This window comes from Paenibacillus sp. D2_2, assembly GCF_031199965.1.
In the GTDB taxonomy this organism is placed as follows: Bacteria; Bacillota; Bacilli; order Paenibacillales; family Paenibacillaceae; genus Fontibacillus.
Genome location: NZ_CP133605.1, coordinates 3,277,343 through 3,293,475 on the forward strand (window position 1 = coordinate 3,277,343; position 16,133 = coordinate 3,293,475).

General features: G+C 45.9%; 11 protein-coding genes and 2 pseudogenes. All 13 read right to left on the reverse strand.

What is annotated here, in order from left to right:
- Nucleotides 1-9: 9 nt before the first annotated feature.
- Nucleotides 10-1,071 (reverse strand): recombinase RecA, encoded by a 1,062-nt coding sequence (gene recA, locus RE628_RS16700; RefSeq protein ID WP_309154132.1) that lies wholly within the window; start codon nucleotides 1,069-1,071, stop codon nucleotides 10-12.
- Between the two features lie 907 nt (nucleotides 1,072-1,978).
- A pseudogene (locus tag RE628_RS16705) lies at nucleotides 1,979-3,249 on the reverse strand (competence/damage-inducible protein A).
- Nucleotides 3,250-3,374: 125 nt separating this feature from the next.
- On the reverse strand, nucleotides 3,375-3,962 hold the full coding sequence (gene pgsA / locus RE628_RS16710; RefSeq protein WP_309154133.1) for a CDP-diacylglycerol--glycerol-3-phosphate 3-phosphatidyltransferase: 588 nt from the start codon (nucleotides 3,960-3,962) through the stop codon (nucleotides 3,375-3,377).
- Nucleotides 3,959-5,290, reverse strand: coding sequence for a 30S ribosomal protein S12 methylthiotransferase RimO (rimO, locus tag RE628_RS16715; RefSeq protein ID WP_309159489.1), 1,332 nt, complete (start codon nucleotides 5,288-5,290; stop codon nucleotides 3,959-3,961). Before rimO ends, pgsA begins: the two co-directional genes overlap by 4 nt.
- 158 nt (nucleotides 5,291-5,448) lie before the next feature.
- Nucleotides 5,449-5,940, reverse strand: a complete 492-nt coding sequence (locus RE628_RS16720) for a YajQ family cyclic di-GMP-binding protein (protein WP_309154134.1) — start codon at nucleotides 5,938-5,940, stop codon at nucleotides 5,449-5,451.
- 171 nt (nucleotides 5,941-6,111) lie between these two features.
- Entirely contained in the window at nucleotides 6,112-7,089 is a 978-nt protein-coding gene (locus tag RE628_RS16725) for a helix-turn-helix domain-containing protein (protein WP_309154135.1), read from the reverse strand.
- A gap of 91 nt (nucleotides 7,090-7,180) precedes the next feature.
- Entirely contained in the window at nucleotides 7,181-7,945 is a 765-nt protein-coding gene (locus RE628_RS16730; protein ID WP_309154136.1) for a DUF3388 domain-containing protein, read from the reverse strand.
- 207 nt (nucleotides 7,946-8,152) lie between these two features.
- A complete protein-coding gene (locus RE628_RS16735) occupies nucleotides 8,153-8,407 on the reverse strand; it encodes a DUF3243 domain-containing protein (RefSeq protein WP_309154137.1) in 255 nt (84 codons plus the stop codon).
- 182 nt (nucleotides 8,408-8,589) lie between these two features.
- Nucleotides 8,590-9,355, reverse strand: a pseudogene (ymfI, locus tag RE628_RS16740) (elongation factor P 5-aminopentanone reductase).
- Between the two features lies 1 nt (nucleotide 9,356).
- Nucleotides 9,357-10,637, reverse strand: coding sequence for an EF-P 5-aminopentanol modification-associated protein YfmH (gene yfmH, locus RE628_RS16745; protein ID WP_309154138.1), 1,281 nt, complete (start codon nucleotides 10,635-10,637; stop codon nucleotides 9,357-9,359).
- A 3-nt stretch (nucleotides 10,638-10,640) separates the two neighbouring features.
- On the reverse strand, nucleotides 10,641-11,921 hold the full coding sequence (gene yfmF, locus RE628_RS16750; RefSeq protein ID WP_309154139.1) for an EF-P 5-aminopentanol modification-associated protein YfmF: 1,281 nt from the start codon (nucleotides 11,919-11,921) through the stop codon (nucleotides 10,641-10,643).
- A 368-nt stretch (nucleotides 11,922-12,289) separates the two neighbouring features.
- Nucleotides 12,290-13,120 carry a spore cortex-lytic enzyme gene (sleB, locus tag RE628_RS16755; protein ID WP_309154140.1) on the reverse strand — a complete coding sequence of 277 codons (831 nt, stop codon included), beginning with the start codon at nucleotides 13,118-13,120 and terminating at the stop codon, nucleotides 12,290-12,292.
- A 114-nt stretch (nucleotides 13,121-13,234) separates the two neighbouring features.
- Complete coding sequence (locus tag RE628_RS16760; protein WP_309154141.1) at nucleotides 13,235-15,901, reverse strand: FtsK/SpoIIIE family DNA translocase; 2,667 nt, start codon at nucleotides 15,899-15,901, stop codon at nucleotides 13,235-13,237.
- Nucleotides 15,902-16,133 lie beyond the last annotated feature (232 nt).

Genomic DNA, 16,133 nt, shown 5'->3' on the forward strand with positions numbered 1-16,133 from the left:
AAATCGTTATTATTCTTCTTCGAAAAGTGCCTGCTCTTCTTTAGCTTCATCTTCCTGCTCGCTTGCAGACGATGGGGCAACTGTAGTCGTCAGATTGCTATTCTCACGGATCTTTTGCTCGATTGTATTCGAAATTTCCGGATGTTCTTTCAAATACTGCTTCGCATTCTCACGTCCCTGACCAAGACGCTCGCCAGCGAAAGAATACCAAGCGCCGCTCTTATCAACGATATCCTGCTCTACACCAATATCGATAATGCTGCCTTCCTTGGAGATCCCTTCACCATACATAATATCAATCTCAGCCTGTTTGAACGGCGGAGCTACCTTATTCTTCACGACTTTGATACGAGTCCGGTTACCGACCATATCATTGCCCATCTTGATCGTCTCTACGCGGCGAACATCTAGCCGTACTGTCGAGTAAAACTTAAGTGCACGTCCACCCGGAGTCGTCTCCGGATTACCGAACATAACGCCTACCTTCTCACGAAGCTGGTTAATGAAGATAGCAATCGTCTTGGATTTGCTGATTGCCCCCGATAATTTACGAAGCGCCTGAGACATCAGACGAGCCTGCAAACCGACGTGGGAGTCACCCATTTCTCCCTCAATTTCAGCCTTAGGTACCAATGCTGCTACTGAGTCAATAACGATAATGTCTACCGCTCCGCTTCGTACAAGCGCTTCGGCGATTTCCAGCGCCTGCTCGCCTGTATCCGGCTGGGACAGCAGTAATTCATCAATATTTACACCAAGCTTGCCCGCATAGGAAGGATCAAGCGCATGTTCCGCATCAATAAATGCAGCTTGTCCACCAATCTTCTGAACTTCCGCAATTGCATGCAAAGCTACAGTCGTCTTACCGGAAGATTCCGGTCCGTATACTTCAATAATTCTTCCGCGAGGCAATCCCCCGGTTCCAAGCGCGATATCCAATGCTATTGATCCGCTGGGTACGATTTCCACCTGCATATGTGTGGATTCTCCCAACTTCATGATCGAACCTTTTCCGAATTGTTTTTCTATTTGACGAAGCGCCATTTCCAGCGCAGCACGGCGGTCTGACAATCAGCTCACATCCTTATCATTGATTAGAAACTAAATGATTAAACAAGTTTTATACAACAATTGTACCTTGTTTTGAAACGTTTGCCAAGCATTTTTTCGAACATACATTCGTAGTCTCAACCCAGGTCTCAACCCACCCAAACCCTCCCTTACCGTAAGGGAGGGCTCCAAAGGGCCTGCGGCCCTCTGGACTCCTGCAAACTGGACTAACAATGGATGAGGCTCTGGCGCGCCCTTGCCGCTCTCCCCGTTGGGGAGAGCTCTACTTTGGCACGTGGAACGCTTTCCCCCTTCGGGTACGTCTTACTTTTGGATCACCTTGGTTACCTGCAAACATGCTGCAGCGGCTTGGAGTTCTAACGGCGCTCTCCCTTCGGGAATCACTCTACTTCGGCGGTTAGTGATACATTTACCTTACTTGATTGCTCGTATGAGTTACTTCGAGACTTTGACAGGCGCTCTCCCTTCGGGAATCGCTCTACTTCGAAGGGTTACGGTACTCCGTAACGCAAAATTACTTTCGGTAGATGGCTTCAAACATAAAAAGATGCAAATATGCAGGCTTTTCGCTCTAAAACATCCTGTTCTTGATAAATTCCTGCAAACATGCAGGCTTTTCGTCCATTTTTCCTAATATGTAGCCAATATCGAGAAAAAAACTGCATATTTGCAGACTTTCGTTACTTCATGGGGCGGTTAGTCCAAAAAAGCCGCATATATGCAGTTTTGTTCACTCCCCCTGCTCCTAACGAATGCGCATCTCATTTCTATCCCTAATTCCATACCAAATCCAAAGCCTCCCCTCCCCGATATAACGAAAAAAAGAACCGCAGCGATAACTTTTACAAGTTTGGCTACGGTTCTTCCGTAATTTGATTATATCCAATGATTAGGACGTGGGCAATCTTTATTTGTTCGATCTGTTCTCACTCTGTTTGAGCTGCTTCCAGAGTTGATAAAGGACGTTTTTAGCGGAACGTAAACGGATCATATCACGGTTTCCTTTGAGGTGCAGCTCATACACTTCGGTATCACCATCGCGCCGGGAAATTCCAATATAGACCAGCCCGACTGGCTTACGTTCAGAATAAGCAGGGCCGGCCACGCCGGTAATCGATAGGCCGAAATCGGTATCCACAGTCATCCGCACCTGCTCAGCCAATATCTTCGCTGTTTCTGCGCTTACAGCTCCGGCGCGTTCTCACCCTCTAGCAGATCATGCGGCACGTTAAGCAGTTGCTCCTTCATGGCGTTGGAATAGCATACAATACCACCAAGGAAGACGGTCGAACTGCCAGGAATCGCTGTGAGCATTTGCATTAGCATGCCACCTGTGCAACTCTCCGCACAGCTGACTGTAAGGCCCTGTTCCGTCATCATATCGACGATAGTCTTCTCGATCGGTACGTCCTCATTCGCATAGAAATGATCCGGCAAACGGGAAGCGATCTGTTCCTCCATCACATTTAGCTTGCTCATAGCCGCACTCTCGCTATCCGCCTTCGTCGAGATGCGAATCGTAACCTCGCTCTCCTTAGCATAAGGTGCAATGGTAGGGTCGGTCTGGCTCTCGATCAGATCAAGCAACTTTGTCTCCAGCGCCGACTCACCGATCCCGGCAAATTTGAGCATCCGCGAAAAGATCGGCGATTCATTCGTCAGCACATGCTGCATGATCCAAGGCTTAGCCTGTTGTTCGAACATTGGCTTCATCTCATTGGGCGGTCCGGGCAGTAAAATGTAGAATTTTCCGCCCTCAGCGATCGCATTTCCTACGGCAAGACCAGTCTCATTAGCCAATGGAGTCGCCCCGTCAATTGACAGTGCCTGCCTACGGTTATTCTCTGTCATCGGCACGTTCCGATCTTTGAAGAACCGTTCTACATGATCCATAGCCATCTGGTCAATATGTAATGATCTACCCAGCACCTCAGCCACTACATCTTTCGTAAGATCGTCCTGAGTAGGGCCCAGCCCGCCGGTAAAGATCAAAATGTCCGCCCGCCCTGCGGCAAGCTCAATAGCTTGCTTAAGTCGGGATGTATTATCGCCCACGACCGTCTGAAAATAGACGTCAATCCCCAGCGAAGCCAGCTCCTGAGACAAGTATTGGGCATTGGAATTGACGATTTGTCCCAGCAATAGCTCCGTTCCTACGGCAACAATTTCCGCTTTCATTCAAATCATTTCTCCCTTATAGAGATAGTTCAAAGGAATTCTTGAACTCTCCGCTTATATAAAACTTCGTTCTCGATGTAGCATCTTTCTTCAATTGGTTAAGGGGCGTAACGCCAAGCAAGTGATTACATTTTTGAGAAGTTCAACACATGCTTGTTCTTAACAAAATAGTCGATCCCTGAGTATACCGTGATAACCGTCGCAAGCCAAATCATTATATCTGCGAAAGGAAATCCGATCCATTCGAACGGAAAGTTATTCAGCATCAAAGCGGAGATAGCGATAATCTGAGTAATCGTCTTCGCCTTACCCCAATTACTAGCAGCAATCACCGAGCCTTCAAGCAGGGCGATCTCACGCAAGCCCGTTACTGCGAATTCACGGCTAATAATTATTACAACCACCCATCCGTTCACCTTATCGAGGGCCACGAGCGATATTAAGGCAGCCGCTACGAGCAGTTTGTCAGCAAGAGGATCCAGCAGTTTGCCGAGATTCGTAACGAGATTGCGTTTACGAGCTATATGTCCATCGATACCGTCTGTGCTCGCGGCAATAATGAACAGAACTGCAGCAATCAGATGGTTCACAGGCAGTGAAAAGCTCCCTAGACTCAATTCATGAGACCACCACTCAAAATCGAACAGTAAAAACACCAACATCAGCGGAATCATAAAAATACGCGCTAAAGTGATACGATTGGGCAGATTCAAAGTACACCCTCCCCGGACATATCGTATTCATATGCATGAGTAATCCGTACTGGAATAATCTCGCCAATTTCAACTTTGCAATTCGAGACATAGACATCTCCGTCAATTTCTGGAGCGTCATACTGCGAACGGCCGACAAACACATCGCTGCGTCCATCATAGCTCTCGATCAACACATCCAGCACCTCTCCAACGTATTTCCCGTTGTTCTCATTGGACACTTGACGTTGAATTTCCATAAGCGTATTCGCTCGCCACTCTTTAACCTCATCATCGATTTGGTTCGGCAGACGTGAAGCGGGAGTATCGTCCTCCTTGGAGTACGTAAACACACCTAGGCGATCAAACTTAATCTCTCTAACGAAATCGCATAACCGCTCAAAGTCTTCTTCCGTCTCACCAGGAAAGCCAACAATCAATGAAGTACGCAGTGCCACGTTCGGAACCCGCGAACGGATCTTGGCGATAAGCTCACGTGTATCACGATTTCGACCCGGCCTCCGCATACGCTTCAATACCGCATCCTCACTATGCTGCAGAGGCATGTCGATATATTTGCATACCTTCGGGTTAGAAGCGATCGTATCAATCAATTCATCTGTGAAGAAGCCCGGATACGCATAATGCAATCTGACCCATTCAATACCCGGAACCTCACTGACTTTATTGATTAGCTCTGCCAACTTATACTCTCCATCGTAGATATCCGTCCCATAGTTCGTCGTATCTTGGGCGATCAAGCTAATTTCCTTTACCCCTTGAGCCGCAAGCCCAGTGACTTCCGCAATAACAGACTCGATAGAGCGACTGCGGAATGCTCCCCGCATAATCGGAATGCTACAGAAGGTACAGTTATTATCACAGCCTTCTGCGATCTTCACATAGGTTGTATATTTTTCAGTCGATAACTTACGAGGCAAAATCTCCTCGTAATTAAATACAGGATTCCCGACGAACGCCAGTTTCTTACCTCCCAATGCTTCATCGACGATCTGATTAATGTTATAGAAATCCCCAGTACCAACGATCCCATCAATCTCCGGCATTTCTTCCATCAAAGCCTGTTTATAGCGCTGCGTTAAGCAACCTGATACGATAAGCGCCTTCAACTTACCTGTCTCCTTCAGCTCCGCCAAATCAAGAATCGTATTCACCGACTCCTCTTTGGCAGCATCAATAAATCCACAAGTGTTTACGATAATAACGGTTGCATCCTCCGCTTGATCTACTAGCGAATATCCACGCTGATCAATTAGACCAGACATAATCTCGGAGTCAACCATATTTTTCTCGCAGCCTAAAGTAACGATCTTCACTTTTTCAGTCATCATGCTATGAGCCCCTCCATTTTCAAGCCATAATACCCTGTATAAGTATAATATTTCGTGAATACCGCTGTCAAAAACATGAAAAAGTCTCGCGTCGCGGCTTGGCCGCTACGAGAGACCGCATGTTATGAACTATTAAACACAACATATAGTTCAACTTACTTCATATTCGCAAATTGTAGATCAACTGTAAGATCCGCTTTACGGAGCATTTGGATAATTTGCTGCAAATCATCTCTGCTCTTCCCGGTTACACGAATTTGATCCCCTTGAATTTGACTTTTCACTTTCAACTTGGAATCACGGATCAAGACATTAATTTTCTTCGCATTTTCCTGATCGATTCCTTGCTTTAATTTGATACGTTGGCGGACGGATCCAAGAGATGCTGGCTCGACCTTGCCATAATCCAAATTCTTGATTGGCAATCCTCGCTTGATCATCTTCGATTGCAGAATATCTATTACTGCACCCAGCTTGTACTCATCATCAGAAGTAACGACCAGCACATCCTTCTCTACCTTCAATTCACTTTTGCTGCCTTTGAAGTCAAACCGATTCGCAATTTCACGCTCCGTTTGATCAATGGCATTGGATAGTTCCTGCATGTCCATTTTGGAGACAATATCAAAAGAGCTTTCTGAAGCCATGATTCACATTCCTTTCTCTAAAAGGGTGTTCAAAAAAGCAATTGAACACACACTAATCCTTTATCTTCTAATTATATGTAATAAATTTAGCAAAGTCGAGCATTAAGCCGATTCACTATAAAAAAACAGGTGCGACTGAATCAGCATCCAGTCTGCACCCGTTATATTTTCTTATTGACCCGTTCCTGTACCATCAGTGCCTTCCGTAGAAGAGTCCGTAGTATCAACTGTACCCAGATTCAATTGAATTTTTGAAGTATTCTTACCATCATCAACAACTTGTCCTCCAACCGTAATGATCGTATTCGGAGAGGCGCCGGACTTGATATAAAGCCCTTCTTCGCCTAGATCATAAGTAATTACTACGCCATCTTCCATTGTCTCGTAATACAGCTTCTCACCGTTTTTATTACCCTTTCGTACTTCAACCCAACTTTTACCCTTAGCTGTAATGACGACTTTCACCGGTTCGCTACCTACAGGCTGTACCTTGAACTTCGTCGTGCTGCCTTCCTTGCCGTCAGGAGCTACGACAATTTCCTTGTTAGTCGTATCCGTCTCACTAGGATTCGTTGTATCCGTATCCGTTGCATTCCCTTTATCAGGAGTATCAGTCTGATCATCCGTTTCGGCATTCGTATTTGTCGCGCCATTTTGATCAGTTCCTGCATTGGTATTCGGTTTTGTATTATTCTGCGGATTTTCCGCATTATTAGTAATCGAAGTTGGGTCTGGCTCTTTCGTCTTCGCTTCATTCGAATGGCTCCATACTGTGAAATACAAATAGATGACAATCACGATCAGCGCAAAGAACGACCACATCAAGGCTGTAGTAAGCCACTTCGAATTGCGCTCAGTGGTTTGTCTACTGCGACGCTTCTGAAGCACTGGCTCCATGGTTGTGTCTGGTACCGCTTCTGGTACATTCTGCTTGTGTTCAGCCAGAAGTTCATCCGCGTTAATACCTACTGCTTCCGCATATGTTTTGATAAATGCCCGGACATAAAAACTCCCCGGTAAAACTTTATAATCTCCCGCCTCGATGGCTTCCAAGTATCGCTTGCGAATCTTTGTTATTTCCTGAACGTCATCCAATGATAAACCCATGGATAGACGAGCATCTTTTAACTGTTGTCCCAAATCCGACACGACCATCACCTCCTGATATAATTTATACTCCCTCATCTATCACACCAATTGACATGACAACGTCAATTCAAGACCTGAATTCAATCTATATTTAATCTTCAGGATATTGCATAGCAAACGTATCTTTAACGATTTGCTCATCCGGATTGTTACGCAATTCGATAATTATGTCAAAATCGTCATAATCATATTCCGAATGCTCGATAAATACATCCGGGTGCTCAATCACCTTCGTCGAAGGCATCTCCATAATTTGCTTGATTAGCTGGTTATGCTTCTCATTCGATCGCATTGTGCTTATAATTCCATCTATAATAAATACATGCAGTGGATTATTTTCCTCTTCAGAAAGCTGTGTCCGTATCGTCTGCCGTAGCAATGTGGAGGACACAAACGTCCAACGTTTCATTGCAGAGACGCTTCCGGCAATAATCGATTCCGTCTTGCCCACACGGGGCATTCCTTTGAGACCAATCAATTGATGGCCTTCCTTCTTTAGCACTTCACCAAGAAAATCTACCAAAAGACCTAATTCCTCACGGCTGAACCGAAATGTCTTAAGGTCATCCGAATCCCGTTCAATATAGCGACCATGACGAACCGCCAGTAAATCAACCAGACGAGGGCTGCGAAGCGCGGTTACAGTTATGCTGTCGACCTTGGCCAGCATTTTGCCAATCTGCTCAATCTTCTCATCGTCATCGCTTTCCAAGAGCAGCCCGCGTGTATCTCCTTCAACCCCGTTAATGGTCAAAATATTGACCTCCAGCATCCCGAGCATCGAGGCAATATCACCTAGTAAACCTGGACGGTTCTTATGTATTCTATACTCTAAATACCATTGTCTTTGACTCATTTAACAAACACCTTCTTATATTCCTTACAAACTACTCATTTTCGACAAAATCAATCAAATGTCCTGCCATTCACACATAAGTTGATACTTTTTCACTGAAACTTATAAAACAATACGTGTCTAATAATAAAGAATATTTTTTTGAAAGGCAAGTAGTTGTAAAAAATGGAGAAAAGCCCCCAGATTTCGGGAGCTTTCCAGGGAATACTATGCGTTTTTCTTTGCTAATTTAACCATCAGCCGAGCAATGGTCTTGCGCTCCGTCTCATCTCCGACATCCCAGAGTTCTTTTAGAGCACGGTTAGATTCATTCTGCGGGTCGACTTTATCCTCCAGAAATCCTCCGATTTCATAAGCAAGATTGGCGATAGCTTCCTCGCTAAAGCCTGCCTTCTCCGCATGCTGTACGCGTTCACCCAGGAATTTCTTCCATGTATTGAAATTTTTGAGTACTGTTGACATACTTAACTCCTCCTTGTGTCGCTAATTATAATCAACAGTCGTTAATATTCGTTATTCTCCACTCATTTATTCACTGTAGAACAAGCTATAAAAGTAAACTTAAGAAAGAACAGGGAATAGGCAGGCAATAGGGTTCACCCGGCTGCCTTCATCCGTTCAATCATTAGTTCAACTTATCTAGATTAGGTAACCCAGCCCCCATTAGGACTAATAATCTGACCAGTAATATAGCTCGATTCAGGCAAAGCGAGGAAGTACACTGAGAAGATATCTCCTCAGGGGCGGCTAGCCTCCCGACCGGTATATCCTCCTCAAGCTGCTTCAGTTCTTCGGCATCGAAGCGTTCCATCATATCTGTCTTCACTGCTCCAGGAGCAACCGCATTAACGGTCACACCGGAAGGGGCTACTTCCTTGGCTAGCGCTTTTGTAAAAGCATTGACACCGCCTTTGGCCGCAGAATAGACGACCTCGCAAGAGCCCCCGGATATCCCCAAATTGAAGATACATTAATAATCCGCCCAAAGCGCTGTGAAATCATATAGGGTATGAAGGCCTGGCTCAATAGAAAGACACTTTTTAGATTAACATCCATGATCTCATCCCATTCTGACTCCTCTACATCAGTCAATAGTCCATAATGGGAAATACCCGCATTGTTAACGAGAATATCCGGATGAAGCCCATAGCTCTCGAGTCTTTCCTTCATCCGCTCAATCTCAGCCTTATTACGCAAATCTGCAGAGATGGTATGTACCTTCGCCCCCATCTCCATACATTTTCTAGCTATCTCATTAGCCGCTTCATGTGAGTTCAGATAATGAATCACTACATTCATCCCCACCGACGCGAACCGGAGCGCAATTTGCGCTCCGATTCCGCGGCTGGCCCCCGTAACGAGAACCGTCATATCCCCAATGTTTTTCTCGCTCCCATGTTGTACTGTCATATTACGGGCTCACCACTAGCGATACGGCTAATTGATTCCAGTCAATATGTTCACGTAGACGCGCATTGACATTGTCCAATGTCAATGACTCATAGATCGGCAGCACTTTGAATAGATCTCCGCCCCGGAACTTATATCTTGTAAATTCATGAGCAATATTCTCCGGATAATTAAGCATACGTAGGTATCCGCCGATTTTCTTGTTTTTGGCTCGTTCGAAATCCTCCGCCCGGAATCCACTTGACTTGACTGCTTCAATCTCGTTCTTGATAACTTCCAGTAATTGATCAGGATCTTTCGTATCCCCGCCAATCGCTGAGAAACAGTAATGCGGATTACTGTTATATTCATAAGAGAAGCCATCCGAAATTAAATCCATATCATACAGCTTCTGATAAATCTTTGTACTTGACCCAAGCAACAGGTCCATAGCCAGTTTCGTTGTCAAATCCCGGCGGAGCAGCTCTTCACCCGAGAATCCAAGCTTACTCTCTTTGAACCCGAACAAACATTTAGGAAGGGATACAGGAAGTTTAGAAACTTTACGAGCCTGGTGTACAGCAGTTGGTTCTTGTTCGAACAAACGTTCAATCGCACCCTGAGGCTTATAGTCCTTACCTGCCTGATTATCCCGAATCAATTGGAATACCGCTTCAGGATCAACACCACCCACAATGAACAACAGCATATTACTTGGATGGTAGAAGGCATTATAACAAGTGTATAGTGTCTCCTTCGTAATCGTAGAGATCGATTCTACCGTTCCAGCAATATCTATGCGAACCGGGTGTACGGCGTACATAGCTTCAATTAATCCGAAATAGACACGCCAATCCGGATTATCTCCATACATATCGATTTCCTGGCCGATAATCCCTTTTTCCTTCTCCACATTCTGATCTGTGAAATAGGGATGCTGCACGAAGTTCACAAGTGTCTCCAAATTGTCCATAATGTTCTCCGTTGCTGAGAACAAATATACTGTCTGGTCAAAGCTTGTAAATGCGTTCGCCGAAGCCCCCTGCATAGCAAATTTAGTGAAAATATCACCTTCTGGCTCCTCGAACATCTTATGTTCAAGAAAATGAGCTATACCGTCTGGTACAGATATTTCTGGCTCGCCTTCCACTTTGAAATGGTTGTCGATCGAACCGTACTTCGTAGAGAAGGTGGCATAAGTTTTTTGAAATCCGGGCTTAGGAAGAACATATACCTGCAAACCGTTGCTCATCGTCTCGTGATATAAGGTCTCCTGCAATCGATCATAAGTGATAGCTTCCACCGGTTATCCCTCCTTCTGCCCTGTTAAAAAGTATATCGTGTCAAGGCGAACCGTTTTGGCCACTTCTACAACATCGGCTGGTTGCACCTGTTCTACCTCACTCAGCAATTGCTCCACCGGACGATCCTTACCGGACAGAATCCGGTTGAAATCATAAGCGATCATCTCGAACGCAGAATCCTGCATTTCTAGCAGGCTATTGCGGATCATTGCCTTAGTCTGTGTCATCTCCAGTTCGCTAATCTCCCCAGCCTTCAAGCTGGCTAACTGCGCCTTGATAATGTCTAGCGCTTTTTCATAGTTGGCGATCTCAATACCGGATTGAATTCCGACCATACCTTTGTGACCGTCAAATCTTGAAGCTGCATAATAGGCTAGACTTTCCTTCTCACGCACATTTACGAACAGCTTGGAATGCGGGTAACTGCCGAGAATTCCGTTATACAGCAGTGCAGCCGCATATCTTTCATCTCCGTAGGTAATTTCAGTACGAAGTCCAAGATTAAGCTTACCCTGGTTCACATCAAATTTCTCAGTAACTGTCCGTGGTTCGCCAGTGGTGGGCTTAACCTGCTCTGGCTCATAACCTGGAGAAGCGGTGCGATTCAATTGAAAATGACGCTTAACCAGTTCCTCGACCTCAGCAAGTGTCGTATCCCCCACAACATATAAATCAAGGCTAGCGTTCTTAAGCCATTCCTCATAGGCCATATACAGTGATTCAGGTGTAATTTGATCGAGATCACTGCGTTCACCGAGTGGATGAAGCCTATAATTATCATTTCGGAACATTTCCTCGATACAGCGCTCGACGGCATAACGCATTTTGTCGTTAATAATAGCCTCGAGCTTCTTGCGCACATTTTCTCGTTCCGAAGCGACATAGGATGAACGGAAAGCGTTCGCCTCAGTAACCGGCTTCGTCACGACTTCACCAAGAAATTCAAAGCTCTGAGATAAGAGCGACTGCTCGCTCTGGACAAAGGAATCATTTATCGTATCCATCCGAAACTGCACAATCTGATAATTACCACGTTTATATACATCAAAACCGAAACCAGCGCCGTACAAGCGCTCCAATTGCTCTCTGAACTCTATCGTCTCCGGGTACGAAGTGGTACCGCGCCGGAGCACAAACGGAGTTAGAGCTGTCGCAGTAACCGTCTCTCTGGAAAGCGGAATTCCTGCATAGAGAGAGACAGCAAACGTCTTGAATCTTTTAGTCGGCATAACGTGAATCCGGATCTGGCCCACGCTGCCCCGTTCAAAAATCATCTTGTTCAAGACCAAAACTCCTTTACGAAAGACTTAAAGTGCGTGTTCAAAAAGATCGGTTTTCAGCACCGAGAAGGTTGGATGAAGCTAGGGTCTGAAGAGCGGAGCGTACGTAGTGGGTACGTGACACCGGAAGACCCGGCTGAATTCAAGATTCGATGCCGAATTAGCTCTCAGTGTTACTTCGTGATCAAAAGCGGACTTTTTGAACAACCTCTTAAATACAAACAATGCATTGTTCTAACCATTCATGGACTTGCTTCGTAATTAAAGCGAGTTCCACTAATGTAACAATGAAATCAGTTCCATTCTATACCATTAGAAAGGAAAGAAGCAACCGCCCATCAAGCAAGCGGCTGCTCTCTAATCAGATCTATTTACATGCAGAAAATATGTTTTCCAATCGTCTTGACCTGCGGTCTAGTCCAAATCCATTTTGAAGTCGCCGTCTCTGGGTTAAAGTAATAGAGGCAACCTCCTGAAGGATCCCAACCATTCAATGCTTGTTGAACCGCCTTCTTGGCATTTTCGTTCGGAGTCAACCAGATTTGCCCGTCAGCAACCGCTGTAAAGGCCCCCGGCTGGAATATAACTCCTGAGACTGTGTTCGGGAAGCTTGGCGATTTAACCCGGTTCAGAATAACGGCTGCAACCGCAACTTGACCCTCAAATGGCTCACCGCGCGATTCACCATACACCGCATTAGCCATAATATTCAGATCATTTTGCGAGAGTCCCATCGCATTAGAAGGTGATAGGTCCTCACTTTCAGTCTTGCCTTTTTCCGGCTCCTTCGCTGGGGTCTTTGCTGTCTCTTTGCCTGTTCCCTGATTGGATTCCATTCCCGGCTTCCATTGCTTGGTTGCTTTCCATAGCATAAGCTTCGTTTTCGGACCTGCTAAACCATCCACCTTGAGTCCGAACTCAGATTGGAACCATTTTAAAGAATCCCGGGTTTTCGGTCCAAAACGATGGTCGATCTTCCCGTAATAAAAACCTAAAAAAGCCAGACGGCCTTGAAGCTCGTATACATCCTGTCCAAATGCGCCATAAGTGATAACCTGCTCGCTGAATACAGGTACGGCCAGCTCAGGGACCTCTTGATTTGTGTTTACATCGTTGTTCTGGATCAAGTGATATATCCCAAACCCGAGGCCGAACAAAAGCAGCACTAAACCGGCAGCATACCATATTTTCGCTTTTATCATTCGTTTAGCTCTACCTTTCTGTTGTGGATTAACATGGATGGTTGACTTTAGTATGACAAGCCCGACCACTTCCTATGCACTCCAAAAAAGGCAGTAACGAATGCGATTTTGTAACTAAGATGAAATCTTGTTATTCATTTTGTATTGCTCCATCGTAAGTAGAACCTCACGTGGTTTACTTCCTTCATAAGGACCCACGATCCCCCGTGCTTCCATCGAATCGATCAATCTCGCAGCCCGGGTATAACCGACGCGCATACGCCGCTGCAAGAGCGACACCGAGGCCTGCTTTGCCTCAAGTACAATCTGTACCGCTTGATCATACAATTCATCAAGGACCTCTTCCGGCTCTGTCGACTCCTCATCGATTTCCGGAACAAGGCTCTCATCATATTCTGCTTGGCCTTGACTCCTTACATAAGAGACGATAGTCTCTACCTCTTGATCGCTCATGAATGCCCCTTGAACACGAGTTGGCTTCGACGCGCCCATTGGCATATACAGCATATCGCCGCGACCGAGCAACTTCTCGGCACCAGCCATGTCCAGAATGGTCCTGGAATCGACCTGCGAAGAGACACCGAAGGCAATACGCGACGGAATATTCGCCTTAATAACTCCAGTGATAACGTCAACAGAAGGCCGTTGTGTGGCGATAATTAAGTGAATGCCCGCAGCACGGGCCATTTGGGCGAGACGTGCAATCGCGTCCTCTACATCGTGCGCAGCAACCATCATCAGATCGGCAAGCTCGTCCACGATGACAACGATATACGGTAAAATTGCTTCAGGATTCTCCTGCATCATTTGGTTATAACCTTCAATATTGCGTGCCCCTGATTTGGAGAACAGCTCGTAACGCTTCTCCATCTCAACGACGATCTTCTTCAATGCTAGCGAAGCACGGCGCGGATCGGTAACAACCGGAGTGAGCAAATGCGGAATACCGTTATAGACATTAAGCTCAACCATCTTAGGATCGACCATCATGAATTTAACTTCATCCGGCTTGGCTTTGTAAAGAATACTCGTAATAATCCCATTTATACAGACCGATTTACCTGAGCCTGTAGCTCCGGCTACGAGCAAGTGTGGCATTTTGGCCAGATTGCCGACAATGGTCTGTCCCGAGATATCTCGACCAAAAGCAATGGTCAGTCTAGCCTCCGAATTCGTAAAGGTTGGCGTCTCCATAACTTCACGCATCGTAACAATAGATACTTCATTATTCGGTACTTCAATACCGATAGCAGACTTCCCTGGGATCGGCGCTTCCATACGAATATCTTTGGCCGCAAGTGCTAGGGCTATATCGTCGGTCAGATTGACGATACGACTTACTTTAACGCCGATATCCGGCTGAACCTCATAACGAGTTACCGCTGGCCCTCTTACCACCTCAAGCACGCGTGCACGCACCCCAAAGCTCTCCAACGTAGCTTCAAGTTTGCGGGCTGTTTGCATATAATCCGCTTGATCACCGGCCTTGCCTGATCCTGCAGGCTTCGACAACAAGCGGAACGGAGGCAGTTTATACGGCTTTGGTGCAGGCTTAGGCGGTGCAATCGGGGCATCCTGCTCTGCATTATTTTCATCGGAGGAAGCATCTGTTTTAATCACAGAGTCATTTCCTTCCAAGTTTGCTGCTTCATCCATAGAGTTCTCTTCATCAAGCGTGTCAGGCACAGCCTCCTGTTCTTCAGACCAGGTCGGCCCGTTATCAAGACTTTCTAATCCATCCTCTATGTCTTCATCCTCATCTTGCAGACGAGTCTCCCGCTGAATATTGTCAAAGAAATCACGGATGATTGGCCCTCTCTCCTCTGCAGAAAATTCCCCGCTCTGATGGCCTTCATATTTCAATTCATTCCAGTTAATACCTTGAGTCGCTTGAGTCGGTTCCGATTCAAGCGGTTCTATCTGATGATCCTCATCTATGTAATCCTTGTGCGCAACCTCAGCCTTGTCTGCAGGGCCTGCCTTATAACCAAATAACTGGAAAAATACCGGTTTTTTCTTAGGTTGAGACTGTTGTACATCCTCAGCCAGATCTGCTCCGTATTCTTCTTCATCTTCCTCCTGCAAAACCACTACTGGCTTAGCCTCACGTCTATTTCTGTTCTTCACGGGAACAGGACGTAGCATACGTACTTTCTCACTCATCTGTTTGCCGAGTTCCCCTAATCTGTCACGCAACAGACGAACAATGTCCACAATGGATAATCCAGTAATCAGCATAAAGCTGATCGCCAGCATCACGATCATAATCAGTGTGGCTCCGGCCATACCAAACAAGGAATAAAGCAACGCGAATTCAATGCCACCGACATACCCTCCGCTGATATTCAAGTTCAGCATGCTGAAACCCATATCAATCGCTGACGGCTGGAACAGTGAGGTTCGCAAATCGGTATGGATCTGATGTAGAATGTTACCGAAGGTGAGCGGAACAACTGGCTCTAGTCTTTGCTGCATGGATATCAGTGTACTCATTAGAACAAGCGCAAGGACAGCAAGAAGGCCCCCGCTGCGTCTTGTTGTCCAGCGGGATGGCCATTTGCGATTGATCATTACAGCTAGTCCAACATAAATGCCTATTAAAGGAATCACGAAATAGAACTTACCCAGTAAAAGAGCCGACATTTTGGATAATGTTCTCCCCACTGCGGCTTCGCCAGATAGGGCTATTATTGATAGTGTAATCAGGATGATCCCATAGATTTCATATTTTAGTAAGCTGCCCAGAGCAGCAGTCTTCTTCTTCTTCCGTTTCTTTGCCAAAACAGGAACACCCCCCGGATGAATATTATACCATATCCACCGGGTAATACCGCTACCTTTACTTTTAGAGGTAGTTCAAAAAACTACTTTTGATCACGAAGTAACACTAAGAGCATATTCGACATCGAATCTTGAATTCAGCCGGGTCTTCCGGTGCTCACGTACAAACTACGTACGCTCCGCTCCTCAGCCCCTAGCTTCATCCAACCTTCTCGGTGCTGAAAACTAGATT

What these genes read in the sequence shown, in the direction of transcription:
- rimO (WP_309159489.1), bottom strand. Translation starts at nt 5,290, where the DNA reads ATGACTGAAAAAGTGAAGATCGTTACTTTAGGCTGCGAGAAAAATATG.
- RE628_RS16720 (WP_309154134.1), bottom strand. Translation starts at nt 5,940, where the DNA reads ATGGCTTCAGAAAGCTCTTTTGATATTGTCTCCAAAATGGACATGCAG.
- RE628_RS16730 (WP_309154136.1), bottom strand. Translation starts at nt 7,945, where the DNA reads ATGAGTCAAAGACAATGGTATTTAGAGTATAGAATACATAAGAACCGT.
- RE628_RS16735 (WP_309154137.1), bottom strand. Translation starts at nt 8,407, where the DNA reads ATGTCAACAGTACTCAAAAATTTCAATACATGGAAGAAATTCCTGGGT.
- sleB (WP_309154140.1), bottom strand. Translation starts at nt 13,120, where the DNA reads ATGATAAAAGCGAAAATATGGTATGCTGCCGGTTTAGTGCTGCTTTTG.